This window comes from Streptomyces sp. NPDC104814 (genome assembly GCF_055583185.1).
This window is the reverse complement of sequence record NZ_JBVJOL010000016.1, coordinates 1-14,769: the sequence shown is the minus strand read 5'-3', so window position 1 is coordinate 14,769 and position 14,769 is coordinate 1. Positions and strand designations below refer to the sequence as shown.

The 14,769-nt window shown below is 72.6% G+C and carries 10 protein-coding genes; 5 read left to right on the top strand and 5 right to left on the bottom strand.

Annotated features, from left to right (window positions below; translation table 11 throughout):
- Positions 1–707 precede the first annotated feature (707 nt).
- Positions 708–2,330, bottom strand: a complete 1,623-nt coding sequence (locus ACZ64A_RS34790; RefSeq protein WP_469815935.1) for an EAL domain-containing protein — start codon at positions 2,328–2,330, stop codon at positions 708–710.
- Positions 2,331–2,502: 172 nt separating this feature from the next.
- Here ACZ64A_RS34790 and ACZ64A_RS34785 point away from each other — a divergent pair, with 172 nt between their 5' ends.
- Both ACZ64A_RS34785 and ACZ64A_RS34780 read left to right on the top strand, forming a co-directional pair.
- Complete coding sequence (locus ACZ64A_RS34785; protein ID WP_469815934.1) at positions 2,503–3,321, top strand: M15 family metallopeptidase; 819 nt, start codon at positions 2,503–2,505, stop codon at positions 3,319–3,321.
- 67 nt (positions 3,322–3,388) lie between these two features.
- Positions 3,389–3,925, top strand: coding sequence for an NUDIX domain-containing protein (locus tag ACZ64A_RS34780; protein ID WP_469815933.1), 537 nt, complete (start codon positions 3,389–3,391; stop codon positions 3,923–3,925).
- A gap of 26 nt (positions 3,926–3,951) precedes the next feature.
- On the opposite strand, the gene ACZ64A_RS34775 is transcribed toward ACZ64A_RS34780, so the two are convergent.
- Entirely contained in the window at positions 3,952–6,318 is a 2,367-nt protein-coding gene (locus ACZ64A_RS34775) for a glycoside hydrolase family 31 protein (RefSeq protein ID WP_469815932.1), read from the bottom strand.
- Positions 6,319–6,532: 214 nt separating this feature from the next.
- Here ACZ64A_RS34775 and ACZ64A_RS34770 point away from each other — a divergent pair, with 214 nt between their 5' ends.
- The gene (locus ACZ64A_RS34770) at positions 6,533–8,500 is read left to right on the top strand and encodes an acetoacetate--CoA ligase (protein ID WP_469815931.1); all 1,968 of its coding nucleotides are present in this window, start codon (positions 6,533–6,535) and stop codon (positions 8,498–8,500) included.
- 26 nt (positions 8,501–8,526) lie between these two features.
- Here ACZ64A_RS34770 and ACZ64A_RS34765 read toward each other — a convergent pair whose 3' ends face one another.
- Positions 8,527–9,846, bottom strand: a complete 1,320-nt coding sequence (locus ACZ64A_RS34765; RefSeq protein WP_469815930.1) for an aminotransferase class I/II-fold pyridoxal phosphate-dependent enzyme — start codon at positions 9,844–9,846, stop codon at positions 8,527–8,529.
- Positions 9,847–9,957: 111 nt separating this feature from the next.
- On the opposite strand from ACZ64A_RS34765, the gene ACZ64A_RS34760 reads away from it, so the two are divergent.
- Positions 9,958–11,166 carry an MFS transporter gene (locus ACZ64A_RS34760; protein WP_469815929.1) on the top strand — a complete coding sequence of 403 codons (1,209 nt, stop codon included), beginning with the start codon at positions 9,958–9,960 and terminating at the stop codon, positions 11,164–11,166.
- A gap of 22 nt (positions 11,167–11,188) precedes the next feature.
- Entirely contained in the window at positions 11,189–12,082 is an 894-nt protein-coding gene (locus tag ACZ64A_RS34755; protein ID WP_469815928.1) for a hypothetical protein, read from the top strand.
- Positions 12,083–12,159: 77 nt separating this feature from the next.
- Here the strand turns inward: ACZ64A_RS34755 and ptsP are convergent, their stop codons facing one another.
- A complete protein-coding gene (gene ptsP / locus ACZ64A_RS34750) occupies positions 12,160–13,830 on the bottom strand; it encodes a phosphoenolpyruvate--protein phosphotransferase (RefSeq protein WP_469815927.1) in 1,671 nt (556 codons plus the stop codon).
- Between the two features lie 78 nt (positions 13,831–13,908).
- Positions 13,909–14,358, bottom strand: coding sequence for a PTS sugar transporter subunit IIA (locus ACZ64A_RS34745; RefSeq protein ID WP_469815926.1), 450 nt, complete (start codon positions 14,356–14,358; stop codon positions 13,909–13,911).
- Positions 14,359–14,769: the final 411 nt, after the last annotated feature.

Genomic DNA, 14,769 nt, shown 5'->3' with positions numbered 1-14,769 from the left:
GGCGAGAGGTGCCTCCGCTGCGCATGGCGGCTCCCGGGTCCGGCCGATGATCAACCTCGGTGCTCCGTGCAGGGTGCGCTTTCCGTGCGGCTTCGGCGGCGGGCGGGCCGCCCGAGCGCCCCGTCCGGCGTCCGCCCGTGACGAGCGTGCCGTCGCAGCCGACCCGCCCCGAGACAGGCCTGGTACGCAGAGAGCCCACACGGCACGGTGCGTGATTCGCCGAGAATGTACGGCGATGTCGGCTGACAACGGGAAGTCTTCCCCGGTGCTCAGGGGGCGTCAAGGTCGGCGACCGCACGCGTTGGACCCCTTACGCACCGGCATCGACCGTCCGTTCGACGGCCGCCGGAGCCGACGAACACCCGGCCGGGCCCGGCGCCCGCCTCTGCCTGCGCACGGTCGGCTCCCACGCCCTCAGCGCGCCTCGCCCCGCCTACCTGGGGCAACGCCGGCTCCCACGCCGCCCGGCGCGCCCCACCCTGCCTACCCGCGCACCGCCGGCTCCCGCGCCGTTCAGCTCTCCCCGCCCCGCCTACGCACCGTCGCTTCCCATGCCGCTCAGCCCGGCCCGTCACGCCCCCTGGCGAACCCTCGGCCCGCCCCGCGCCCTGGTGGCCCAAGCGGCCCTTCCTGGGGCCCAAAGGGCAGCCAGGGCCCCGAACCCCGCTCTGGGGCATGGGATGCCCGCCTGCCCGCCTCCAAGCCCCTCAGGACGCCACCGGAGCCCCCTCCGTCCCGCGCAGTACCTCATGCCCGGCCGATCCGGCGCGGCCCAGTACCCAGCTCGCCCCGCGCAGCGCCTTGGCGGCCTTCTTCAGCGGCGCCAGGGACGCCGCCGCCTCCCGGTGGTCTCCGACGGTTCCCGGCGCGCACACCACCGTGGCCAGGGACAGCGTCACCGGCAGGCCACCCGCCGCCCACGAGGCGTCCAGCACGGCCGCCGCCAGCGCGCCGAGGCCGTCCGGATCGGCGAGCACCAGGAAGTCGTCCCCGCCGATGTGCCCCACGCGCGTGGCCCCGGACGCGGCCCGCTGCAGCGCCCGTCCGACCGAGCGGATCAGCTCGTCGCCGGCCGCGAACCCGGCCCCGTCGTTGACCTGTTTGAAGTGGTCGACGTCCAGCCAGCTCAGCGCGAACGCCCGCCCCGCCGCGATCCGGCGGTCCACCTCGCCGGTGATCGCGTCCGACCCGGGCAGCCGGGTCAGCGGATTGAGCCCGGCGGCCTCCTCCACCCGGCTCTCGGCGAGCGCCCGCACCAGGTCCGCGAGGCGTACGACTCCCACGCAGCGCCCGCCCGCGTCGACGACCGCGACATCGTCCGAGGTGCGGTCGCGCCCGCCGACCGCCACGACGTCCAGCACCTCCCACGCGGTGGCGTCGATCCCGACCGTGCGTGGGGGGTCCCCGAGTTTGGCCGCGGGACGCTCGGAGTACAGGGCGTGTCCGTAACGCCCCGACATCGTGAGCAGGAAGCGCGAGCGGTGCACCGACCGCACCGGCACACCGGCACGGTCCACCAGCAGCACCCCCGACACGTCGGGCGATCCGGTCAGCAGGTCCCGTACCCGGCCTGCCGAGGCGTCGGCGGGCAGCAGCGCGGCCGGGCGGACGAACTGCCGTACCGGGGGCCCCGAGCGGGGCTGTGGGACGAGGCCGGGGGAGCGGGGCGGAACGTAGACGTCCGCGGCGGGCAGCCGGGCCGGCGGCGCGAACAGCTCGCCCTGGGCGAGCTGCGCCCCGGCTGCCAGGGCCGCGGTGCACTGGGACTCCGTCTCCACGCCCTCCACGGCGAGCAGGGCGCCCAGTTCGTCGCACAGCGTCCGCATCGCCCGTACCGCCGCGGGCCGGGCCAGCAGTGACGCGTCGAGCTTCACCAGCTCGGGGGAGAGGTCCGTGAGCAGCCGCAGCGGTACGTCCCCGTCCCCGACGCCGTCGGCGCTGATCCGGAAGCCCTGGCGGCGCAGCGCGCTCACGGCGTCCAGCAGGGCCCGCTGCGGCACGTGCGTGTACGGCGGGACGATGTCGACGGTCACCTCCCAGGGCAGCCGGCCTGCCTCGCGCACCGCGTCGTGCAACGCGGCCAGCCCGCCCAGATCGGCCAGGGTCCCCGCGAAGACGTTCACCTGCAGCGGCAGCAGCGTCTCCTTGTGGACGGCCGCGCGGAACGCCGACACGGCGAGCTGACCGTCCAGTCCGGGGTCGCGGCGGGCCTCGGCCAGGATGTCGCCGGCCTCCGGGCGGGCGAGGATCTCCAGGCCCGCGACCGCGCCGGTGGTGAGGTTGACCACCGGCTGGAAGGCGAAGCGGAGAGTATCCGTCCAGGAGCGCACGGGAGCATGATGGCGCCGCGGGAGCACGCTCAGGCGCAGTTCATGAGACGTTCACGCAGCATTCCGATGCGATCACTCAGCGTAGGAGAAGGAGCCCTAGCCGTCGCCTGGCCGACGGGGATGCGGGAAATCGGCTGCCTGCCGCCCCGCGCACCTGGTAGATGCAAGGGGCATGACACGACTGCCCCGTCCGGCGCATGCGCTGATCACCGCGCTCACCGCCCTGCTCACCGTCACCCTCGCCTCCGCCACCGCCCGGGCGTCCACCGACCCCAAGGCGCCCGCCGACTTCGTCGCGCTGAGAGCCGTGGACCCGACGATCCTGCAGGAGATGCGCTACTTCACGCCGCACAACTTCGTCGGCGAACGCATCGACGGCTATGAGCAGCCGATGTGCATCCTCACGCGCCCCGCCGCCCAGGCGCTGCACCTCGCGCAGCAGAAGCTGCTCCGCCAGGGCTACAGCCTGAAGGTCTACGACTGCTACCGGCCGCAGCGGGCCGTCGACCACTTCGTGCGGTGGGCGAAGGACCTCGACGACCAGCGGATGAAAGCCGAGTTCTACCCGGACGTCGACAAGACCCGGCTGTTCACCGACGGGTACATCGCGGAGAAGTCCGGCCACAGCCGGGGATCGACCATGGACCTCACCATCGTGCGGCTGCCCGCTCGGCCGACCCATCCCTATGTGCCGGGGCAACCTCTCATGCCCTGTTACGCCCCCAAGAAGGAGCGGTTTCCGGACAACTCCGTCGACATGGGGACCGGATTCGACTGCTTCGACACTCTTTCGCACACCCTGGATCCGCGTGTCCAGGGCGAGCAGCGCGCCAACCGGCTGCTCCTGAAGAACACCCTCGAAAGCCTCGGCTTCGTGAACCTCGCCGAGGAGTGGTGGCACTACACGTACAAGCCCGAGCCCTACCCCGGCACCTACTTCGACTTCCCCGTCTCCGCCAAGTCCCTGACGAAGGAACGGTCAACCGCCTGAAATCGGCCATGAAGGACCTTTCAACCGTCTGAAGTCGGCGCCCTCTCCGATCGGATACAGTCCGCGCGTGTCCGAAATTCAGCACTCCGCTTCCAACTCCGGTCCCGGCTCCCACTGTTCGAGCTGTGGCACGCCCTATGGAGAGGGCGTCACCGACTGGCCGCGCACCTGCTCGGGCTGCGGCGCGGTCGCCTATCGCAACCCCCTGCCCGTGGCGATCGCCCTCCAGCCCGTGTACGACACACAGGGCACCGCCCTGGTCGTGATCACCCGGACCGTCGAACCCGCGCGCGGGGGCATCGCCCTGCCCGGCGGGTACGTCGACGACCGGGAGGACTGGCGGCAGGCCGTCGTCCGGGAGCTGAAGGAGGAGACCGGCATCGACGCGGCCGGCCGTGACGTCCGCCTGGTCGATGCCATGAGCTCCCCCGACGGCCACCTGCTGCTGTTCGGACTGCTGCCCGAGCGGCCCGCCGACGGCCTGCCGCCCTCGGCGGCCACGGACGAGACACAGGGCTGGCAGCTGCTGCGCCGCCCGGAGCAGCTCGCGTTCCCACTGCACGCGGCGGCCGTTCGGGCCTGGTTCGAGGGCCGCTACATCTGAGCGGCGACGCTGCGCGTACCTGTACGTCAGCGCGGCCCGAGCCCCCGGACCCGGACCGGAAGGGACGGCTCACGCACACCGTCCGGGCCCTGAAGCCCCACGACCACGCGCGTGCCCTCCCAGCGGGTGACGTACCGCTCGATCTCCGCCTCGTCCCAGCCGTCGCCCGCGTCCGCCACCACCAGCCCGCCCCCCGAACGGCCCGGCGCCGGCGCCCACACCTCCAGTGCCGGCCGCCCGTCGTCGCCACGCACCGGCAGCACGGCACCCGCGCGTGCCAGCACCGGGATCCGCGACAGCGGCGCGTCCACCGTCACCCGGCCGGGCCCCTCGTACGCCCGTCCCGTGGCCGTGTCGTACCAGCGGCCACGAGGCAACTGCACCGCGCGCCGGTCCACCCCCGGTTCGAGCACCGGCGCCACCAGCAGACAGTCACCCAGCAAGAAGGCGTCCTCGCATCCGCGCAGCGCCCGGTCCTCCGGGGCACCCCACCACAGGGGCCGCACATACGGAGCGCCGGTACGCCGCGCCAGGTGCGCCAGCGTCATGAAGTACGGCCGCAGACGCCGGCGCTCCACGAGCGCCACGCGTGCGTGCTCCAGCACGTCGGCGCCGAACTCCCACGGCTCCCTGCGCCCCGCGTCCCTGCGCGCGTGCGTGCGGAACAGCGGCAGGTACGCGCCCAGCTGGAACCACCGCAGAAACAGCTCCGGCGACGGACTTCCGTCGAACCCGCCGACGTCCGGACCCGAGTACGGCACCCCGCACAGCCCGAGACCCAGCACGAGAGACAGGGACGCCCGCAGCCCGGGCCAGCCGGTGGCGACGTCGCCGGACCAGCTCCCGCCGTACCGCTGCATCCCCGCCCAGCCGGAGCGCGAGAACAGGAACGGGCGCCCGCCCGGGGTCAGCTCGCGCAGACCCTCGTACGCGGCACGCGCCATGCACAGGGCGTAGACGTTGTGCGCCTCACGATGGTCGCCGCCGCGCCCCTCCAGACAGTGCCGGGCGGACCGCGGCAGCGTCGACTCGCCGAAGGCCGTGAACGACGTCGGCTCGTTCATGTCGTGCCAGAAGCCCGCGAAGCCCTGGGTGAGGCGTTCCGCGTACAGGCCGCCCCACCACTTGCGCACGCGTGCGTGCGTGAAGTCCGGGAACACCGCGCCCCCCGGCCACACCACCCCCTCGACGAGCTGCCCCGAGGCCTCCCGCACGAACACGTCCAGGTCCACGCCGCTGTCGTACACGTCGTTGCCCGGGGCGGCCTTGACGGCCGGGTCGACGATCGAGACCAGCCGGATCCCGTCCCGGCGCAGCTCCTCGGCGAGCTGCGGCAGCGCCGGAAAGCGCTCGCGGTCGACGGTGAAGACCTGGTGGCCGTCGAAGTGGTCGATGTCGAGATGGACCGCGTCGAGCGGCAGACCGCGCTCCTGGTAGCCGGCGACGACGCGCCGTACCTCCTGCTCGCTGCCGAAGCCCCAGCGCGCGTGCTGGTGCCCGAGCGCCCACGCCGGCGGGAGCGCGGGCGCCCCGGTGAGCGAGGCCCAGGCGAGCAGCACGCGCGCGGGAGTGCCCACCATCACCCAGCAGCGCAGCGGACCGCCCTCGGCGCGCAGCTCGCTGATCCCGGGCCGGTCGTGTCCCGAACCGGCTCCCTCCTCGCCCTCCCGCAGGGTCACCGTCCCGTCCCAGGAGTTGTCGTGGAACAGCAGGTGAGTCCCCGAGTCCGCCACCACCAGCTGCACCGGCATGGTGATGTACAGCGGGTCGTCGCCCGGTGAGAAGGCGTGCCCCGGGTCGGTGTTCCACAGGCGGTACGTGCCGTTGCGCAGCCGGGGGCCGTTCGCCCGCCCGCCGAGGCCGAAGAACCGGGCGTCGGGGGCCACCTCGGAGCGCACCATCCAGCGCCCCGCGCCACCGTCGGAAGGCTCCCACCACCTCGGCGGACCCTCCCTGCGCAGCGTCACCCCGCCGGGCGTGCGGATCTCCACCGCGCCGTGCCGCGACACGGCGACCGTGACCCGCTCGGCCACCACCCGCCAGCCGCCGTCCTTGTCCGGTTCCAGCGACGCCCTGGGGTCGGGCTCCGGACAGCGGCCCGCCAGGGCGTACGACGGCTCCGCTCCGGCCCCGTCCCAGCCCCAGAACGCGGCCCCGTTGACGGCGACGAGAATGCGCAGCTCGGAGCGGCCGAACCTGATGACGCCGCCGCCCGGGCCGGGCTCCACCTCGTGGATGGCGCCGGGCACGCGCGCCCGCTCGGCCCCGCGCCGCGGCAGCCCGGCGGCGTCGGCCCGCCTCCTGCGCCACGCCGCCCGCACGGTACGCAACCCCTGGGCCGTCCCGACCGAACCGAGCAGCTTCACCGAACGCACCAGGTCACGACCGTCCATGCTGCTCACCCTGCCATTGACCGCGCCACGCGCGTGCGTCGTTCAACTGCCGTTCACCCGTGATCGGACCACATCTTCACGACACGAACTATGTGGGGTGGGCCCTGGTGCGGAAGACGATCACATGGCATCGTCCGTTCCATCCGCGTCACGCGCACACCCCAGCCCGTGCGTGGAGGACGCACACGACGCGCACAGCCCGGGAGCCGCCCCCATGACGACCGTGAACCCGCAACCGCTCTGGCAGCCGGATCCGGAGCTCATCGCCCAGGCCCAGGTGACCAGGTTCCAGACCTGGGCGGCCGAGCACCACGGCGCGCCGGCCGACGGCGGCTACGCAGCGCTGCAGCGCTGGTCCGTCGACGACCTCGAGGCCTTCTGGACGGCCGTCACCGAGTGGTTCGACGTACGGTTCTCCACGCCGTACACGCGCGTGCTCGGCGACCGTGCCATGCCCGGGGCCCAGTGGTTCCCCGGCGCGACGCTCAACTACGCCGAGCACGCCCTGCGCGCGGCCGCCGACCGCGCCGACGCGCCGGCGCTGCTCCACGTCGACGAGACCCACGAAGTGCGCCCGGTGACCTGGGGCGAGCTGCGCCGCCAGGTCGGCTCCCTCGCCGCCGAGCTGCGCGCCCTCGGCGTACGGCCCGGAGACCGCGTCAGCGGCTATCTGCCCAACATCCCGCAGGCCGTCGTCGCCCTGCTCGCCACGGCCGCCGTCGGCGCCGTATGGACCTCCTGCGCCCCCGACTTCGGCGCCCGCAGCGTCCTCGACCGCTTCCAGCAGGTCGAACCGGTCGTGCTGTTCACGGTCGACGGCTACCGCTACGGCGGCAAGGAACACGACCGCCGTGAGACCGTCGCGGAGCTGCGCCGCGAGCTGCCCACGCTGCGGGCCGTGGTGCACATTCCGCTGCTGGGCACCGACGCCCCCGAGGGCGCGCTCGAGTGGTCGGCGCTGACCTCGGCGGACACCGAGCCCGTCTTCGAGCCGGTGCCCTTCGACCACCCGCTGTGGGTCCTGTACTCCTCCGGCACCACCGGCCTGCCCAAGGCCATCGTCCAGTCGCAGGGCGGCATCCTGGTCGAGCACCTCAAGCAGCTCGGCCTGCACTGCGACCTCGGCCCCGAGGACCGTTTCTTCTGGTACACCTCGACCGGCTGGATGATGTGGAACTTCCTCGTCTCCGGCCTGCTGACGGGCACCACGATCGTGCTGTACGACGGCAGTCCCGGCTACCCCGACACGGGCGCCCAGTGGCGGGTCGCCGAACGCACGGGCGCCACCCTGTACGGCACGTCCGCCGCGTACGTCATGGCCTGCCGCAAGGCCGGCGTGCACCCCGCGCGGGACTTCGACCTCTCCCGGGTGCGGTGCGTCGCCACCACGGGTTCGCCGCTGCCCCCGGACGGCTTCCGCTGGCTGCACGACGAGGTGCGCGACGACCTGTGGATCGCCTCGGTCAGCGGCGGCACGGACGTGTGCTCGTGCTTCGCGGGCGCCGTCCCCACCCTGCCGGTGTACGTCGGCGAGCTCCAGGCCCCCTGTCTGGGCACCGACCTGCAGTCCTGGGACCCCAGCGGCAAGCCCCTGACCGACGAGGTCGGCGAGCTGGTCGTCACCAACCCGATGCCGTCGATGCCCATCTACTTCTGGAACGACCCGGACGGCGGCCGCTACCACGACAGCTACTTCGACACCTACCCCGGTGTGTGGCGCCACGGCGACTGGATCACTCTCACCTCACGCGGCTCGGTGATCATCCACGGCCGCTCCGACTCCACGCTGAACCGCCAGGGCGTGCGCATGGGTTCGGCCGACATCTACGAGGCCGTCGAGCGCCTGCCGGAGATCCGGGAGTCCCTCGTCATCGGCGTCGAGCAGCCCGACGGCGGTTACTGGATGCCGCTGTTCGTGCACCTGGCTCCGGGCGCGGTGCTGGACGAGGCGCTCACCGACCGGATCAAGCGCACGATCCGCGAGCAGCTGTCCCCGCGCCACGTACCCGACGAGATCATCGAGGTGCCCGGAGTCCCGCACACCCTCACCGGCAAGCGCATCGAGGTCCCGGTCAAGCGCCTCCTGCAGGGCACCTCCCTGGAGAAGGCCGTCAACCCGGGCTCCATCGACAACCTCGACCTGCTGCACTTCTACGAGGACCTGGCCCGCAAGCGCGCCTGACGCCCGCGGGGTCCGCTCCCGCGGCCTCAGCCCCCGTAGGTGGCCTCGGACTCGCCCAGGACCGCGGCGAAGTCCGAGGCCAGCCGCGCGGCGTCGGCGCTCCCCAGCTCGGCGACCGAGATACGCACCCCCGGGGGCGACGCCATCCGGAACCGGGCGCCTGCCGCGACCCACCAGCCGTACGACCGCAGTCCGTTCACCACCGCGGACTCGTCCCCGACGGGCACCCACACGTTCATCCCGCTCGCGCCGTGCGCGGCGATGCCCCGTTCCGCGAGCGCGCCCCTCAGGGCCTCCCGCCGCCGCCCGTACGCTCCACGCGCGCGTGCCACCAACGCGTGCGTACCGGAGTCCGTCATCAGCCCGTGCACGGTCTCCTGCAGCAGATGGCTCACCCACCCCGACGTCAGCAGCAGCCGGCCGTCGTGCCGGGCCAGCGTCACCGGATCACACGCCGCCGCAGCCCAGCGCAGGTCCGTCCCCAGGAACTTGCTCACCGTCCGCACATGCACCCAGCGTGCGATCCCCGAGGCCGTGAGCGTCCACAGCGGAGCGTCGGCGACAGCGGAGGCATGGTCGTTCTCCACGACCAACAGGTCACCGGCCGCCCGCAGCACCTCCGCGAGTGCGTCCCTGCGCGCCGCCGAGAAGCAGCCACCGTAGGGATTCTGCGCCCGTGGGCTGTACACGACGGCGCGCGCGCCCGCGCGCAGCGCATCGCGCAGGGCGTCCGGCCGTATCCCCTCGTCGTCCACCGCCACCGGCACGATCCGCAGCCCGAGTGCGGCCACCAGGTCCAGCACATGGTGATAGCCGGGGTCCTCCATCGCCACGGCGTCCCCGGGGCGCAGCTCCACCGACAGCAGCCGCCCGATCAGATCCAGCGCCCCATGGGCGAACGTCACGTGCTCCACGGGCACTCCGTCGGGCCGCAGCCAGTCGCGTACGGCTTCCTCCAGGTGCGCCAGGCGGGGCGTCGAGCGGTGCGAGCGGGCGCCGGGGGAGAGGCGGGACGGCGGTACCAGCGCGGGCAGGAGCCGGGGGTCGGGGTGCCCGCCCGCCAGGTCGCGCAGGCCGTCGGGCACCTTGGGTGGCCGGCGTGAGGCGACCGCCGGAGCCTGCGCCACCACCGTCCCGCCCCGGCCGCGCGTGACCACGATGCCGCGCTGTCTCAGCTCCTTGTACGCCGTCGCCACGGTCCCCGGACTCACGCCCAGTTCGTCCGCCAGCCGCCGCACCGGGGGGAGCGCGGCGCCCGGCGCCCACGTGCCCTCGGCCACGCCGCGTTCCACGGACGCGGCAATTGCCTTGGCCGTCGTGCCACTGATCCCATATTGTGTTGCCACGTTGATCATTATGTATCAATACATAACTGGAAGCAAGGGGGGCCCGTGCGCCGCACGCACCGGACAGCCAGAGGAAAGGCACGCATACCCGGAGGCCGCGACGGGCGCACGATGCTGCTCATCGCCCTCGTCGACCGCATCGGCAGCGGACTGTGGGCCTCCGTCTCCGTCCTGTACTTCGCCTACGTCGCCCACCTGTCCCTCGCCCAGATCGGCACCCTCGCCGCAGCCGCAGGGGCCGTCGGCATCGCGGGCTCACCCCTCGGCGGACGGCTCGCCGACCGGTTCCCGATCACCCGGATCCTCGTCACCGTCCAGATCCTGCGGGCGATCGCCTCCCTCGCCCTGCTCACCACCGACCGCTTCGCCCTCCTGCTCCTCTTCTCTGCCGCCGGCAGCCTCGGCGACCGCGCCGCCAGCGTCCTGACCAAGCTCTACGCCACCCGCATCGCCGGCCCCGACCGCGTCCCCTACCAGGCGCTGCACCGCACCCTCGCCAACGCCGGCTGGGCCCTCGGCGGCCTCGCCGCCGCAGCCGCCCTCGCCCTCGGCACCACCACCGCCTACCGCTGCCTGCTCACCGGCGACGCCCTCTCCTTCCTGCTCTGCGCGCTCCTCACCCTCCGCTGCGCCGAACCCCCCTCCACTCACCGAACCGTCACCACCTCGACCACGCCGGCCTCACCGGCCCCGCCCCGCAGCCCCTGGCGCGACCGCGCCTACCTCGGCTACGTCGCCACCGAGACCGTCCTCTCCCTCGACGACGCCGTCTTCAAGATCGGCCTGCCCCTGTGGATCGCCCACGCCGACAACGTCCCCCACGGCCTGGCCCCCCTCCTCCTCGTCCTCAACAACGTCATGGTCGTGGCCCTCCAGGTCCCGCTGGCCCGGTTCGGCACCACGACCGCCGCCGCCCGCCGCCTCCTGCTCCCGCTCTCCGCCGCCTTCGCACTGGGCGGCCTCACCATGGCGCTCTCGGCCACCGGCGCCACCCTGACCGCGATCGTCCTGCTCACCGCGGCGGCCGCCGCCTTCACCGTCGCCGAGATGCTGCACGCCACCATCTCCTGGGAACTCTCCGTCGCCCTCGCCCCCGACAGTGCCCTCGGCACCTACCTCGGCGTCCACGGCCTCGCACAGGCCGCCCAGCGCAGCGTCGGCCCGCTCGCGGTCACCGCGGCCATCGCCACCGGCCCCCTCGGTTGGACCCTCTTCGGCGCAGCCATCGCCCTGACCTGCGCAATCCAGCACCGACTCGTCCGCGACCGACTCGGCAGAACCCCGTTGTCAGTGCCCCCGGTTACTGTGAGTGAGCACTGATCGACTGCGCACAGGGGGAAACATGGCGCACACCGACCGCCGGACCATGCGACGCGTTCTTCGCCGCGAAATCGCCGGCACCATCGGCCTGCTCACCGACGAACACGACTTCCGCGCCATGCGGCGCTACCGCAGCTTCACCTTCGACGACCACACCACCTACCTGCGCGAGGTGGAAGCCCTCCTGCGGGCCCGCGCCACCCAGGGCGGCCACACCACCGTCACCCTCTTCGACCCCGAGGAGTACGCCGCCTACTGCACCGAGCGCGGCCTGGACCCCGACAACCCCTCCCACCGCACCCGCTTCACCGCCGAACTCGCCACCACCGGCCCCACCGTCCCCTACGACGGACAACCCCTCAGCGAACTCGTCCCCGCCCTCGTCGACGAGGCGGTCCGCCAGGCCACCTGGGAATACGCCGCCACCCTGCTGGCCCGCCTCGGCAGCTGCGCCTCCTGCGGCGAGGACATCGGACGCGCCGCCTTCACCCACGCCTCCACCCTCCTGCTGCGCGTCCTCGACACCGCACCACCCGGCGACCGGCACCTCGTCTGCAGCGTCTCCGGCCCGCCCGAAACCCTCGTCGCGGTACTCCACGCCGACCAGGACGACGACCACGCCACCCGACTCGACGAAGCCGAAGCCCTCGAATTCACCACCGTCCTCGCCCTCGGACTCGCCACCGACGGCCCCGGCGGCCTCGTCATGCGCACCAGCGCACCCGGCAGCCCGGACCGCATCTACGGCTGGCGCCTGCGAGGCAACGCACTCCACCCCCTGACGGCCGGCGAGGTCTTCGACGCCTACTGCACCGACATCGAGACCGGCGACCTCGTCTCCCCGGAATCCGACGTCGACTACTGCGAGCCACCCGACCTCGGCGCCAACGAGACACCGCACCGCCACCGCCCCTGACAACCGCCCCAGCACAACGCAAAGGGGCGCCCCGCCCGAAAGCGGAGCGCCCCTCCCTGCAGAACCGCGGGACGCGGCTACTCGCCCGACAACACCGCCTGAGCCGCGGCGCGCGCCTCCTCGGCACTGTCGGTGGCCCGGGCCGCCGCGGCCGCCCGCTCGCACTGCGCGAGCGTGTACTTCGCCAGAGTCGCCCGGACATAAGGAATCGACGCCGCACCCATGGACAGGGAGGTGACCCCCAGACCGGTCAGCACACACGCCAGCAGCGGGTCGGAGGCGGCCTCACCGCAGACACCGCAGCTCTTGCCCTCGGCCTTCGCCGCCTCGGCGGACAGCGCCACCAGGTCGAGCAGCGCCGGCTGCCACGGGTCCTGAAGACGCGACACCGCACCGACCTGACGGTCCGCGGCGAACGTGTACTGCGCCAGGTCGTTCGTCCCCAGCGACAGGAACTCGACCTCCTGCAGGATCGAACGCGCCCGCAGCGCGGCCGACGGGATCTCGACCATCGCGCCGAACTTCGCCCGCAGTCCCGCCTCCCGGCACGCGTCGGCGAACGCCTTGGCGTCGGTGCGGTCCGCCACCATCGGGGCCATGACCTCGAGGTAGACCGGCAGACCCTCGGCCGCCTTCGCCAGCGCCGTCAGCTGCGTACGCAGCACCTCGGGGTGGTCGAGCAGGGTCCGCAGACCCCGCACGCCCAGCGCCGGGTTCGGCTCGTCGCCCGGCGTCAGGAAGTCCAGCGGCTTGTCCGCCCCCGCGTCCAGCACCCGCACGACCACACGGCCCTCGGGGAACGCCTCGAGCACCTGCCGGTAGGACTCGATCTGCTTCTCCTCGGACGGCGCCTTCTTGCTGTCGTCCAGGAACAGGAACTCGGTACGGAACAGACCGACACCCTCGGCACCGGCCTCCACCGCGGCGGCCACATCCGCCGGACCGCCGATGTTGGCGAGCAGCGGCACCTTGTGCCCGTCGGCGGTGGCACCCGGACCGGTCGCGGCGGCCAGCGCGGCCTTGCGCTCGGCCGCGGCAGCCTCCAGCTGCGCCTTCCGCTCCTCGGTCGGGTTCACGAAGATCTCGCCGGTGCTGCCGTCGACCGCGATCAGCGTCCCCTCGGACAGCTCCCCGGCACCGGGCAGCGCGACGACGGCCGGCACCCCCAGGGCGCGCGCGAGGATGGCGCTGTGGCTGGTCGGACCGCCCTCCTCGGTGACGAAGCCGAGAACCAGCGTCGGGTCCAGCAGCGCCGTGTCGGCAGGCGCGAGATCCCGGGCCACGAGCACATACGGCTCGTCGCTGTCCGGCACACCCGGCATCGGCACCCCGAGCAGCCGGGCGACGATACGGTTCCGCACGTCGTCGAGGTCGGCCACCCGGCCGGCCAGGTACTCGCCCGCGGCGGCCAGCAGCTCCCGATAAGAGGCGAACGCGTCGTACACCGCGCGCTCGGCCGTGCTGCCGACCGCGATACGACGGTCCACGTCCGCCATCAGCTCGGGATCCTGGGCCATCATGGCCTGCGCCTCGAGCACGGCCTGGGCTTCGCCCCCAGCCAGATTGCCGCGCGCCATCAGATCGGCAGCCACAGCCTCCACGGCCTTACGGGCACGCCCCTGTTCGCGCTCCGCCTCCTCCGCCGGGATCTGCTTCGCCGGCGGTTCGAGCACCGCCGTTCCCATGTGCCGAACCTCGCCGATCGCCACACCGTGGCTCACGCCGACGCCTCGCAGCGTTGTCTCCATCTCACCCGTCTCCGATAGTGCGGCGGGCCCCGCCGCCGCGGTGGTTGTCCTACCAGCCGTCACAGGACGGCGCCGACGTCACTGCCAGGTGAAGAGGGTGTCGCCCGTCTTCAGGTCGCCGTCCTCACGAACCTCGTGGAGCGCCTCGGCCGTGGCCTCCAGGGCGACGACCGGGCAGATCGGAGACTTGCCCGCGGCCTCGACGGCGGCCGGGTTCCAGCGCACTACGGCCTGGCCGCGCGTGACGGTGTCCCCCTTGTTGACGAGCAGCTCGAAGCCCTCGCCGTTCAGCTGCACGGTGTCGATGCCGAGGTGAGTGAGCACGCCGTGCCCGTTCTCGTCGACGACCACGAAGGCGTGCGGGTGCAGGGAAACGATGACTCCGTCCACCGGCGCTACGGCCTCGGAGGCCTCACGGTCGGGGTCGATCGCGGTACCCGGGCCGACCATGGCCCCGGAGAAGACCGGATCCGGCACGGCCGCCAGTCCGATGGCACGTCCTGCAAGAGGGGACGTCACGGTGGTCATGGGAAACCTCCCAGGGGTGGAGATCAAAAGGGCCGTCTCGCCTGTCCCGGACGGCGCACTGAGCAGCAGCGTATGTCATAGGTAGTACCGGTTCCGCATGAGAGATCCTAATAGAGGTCTAGACCACATCTCCCACGGATTTGCACCGGCTCCGCGGCCCCATGTACTGTCGTACTCCTGCGACGGGCTGAGCGATGCGAACGAGCATCATCGCCCGAGCAGCACCCCAACTTGTCAGATCCTATCTCGGATCGCCTTCTGCATGCCTGCAGGACGGTGGTCGGGGGGCCGGAAAAAGCCTGGTAGAGTTGGAAACACCGAAGGGAAGCCCGGAGGAAAGCCCGAGAGGGTGAGTACAAAGGAAGCGACCGTTCCTTGAGAACTCAACAGCGTGCCAAAAGTCAACGCCAG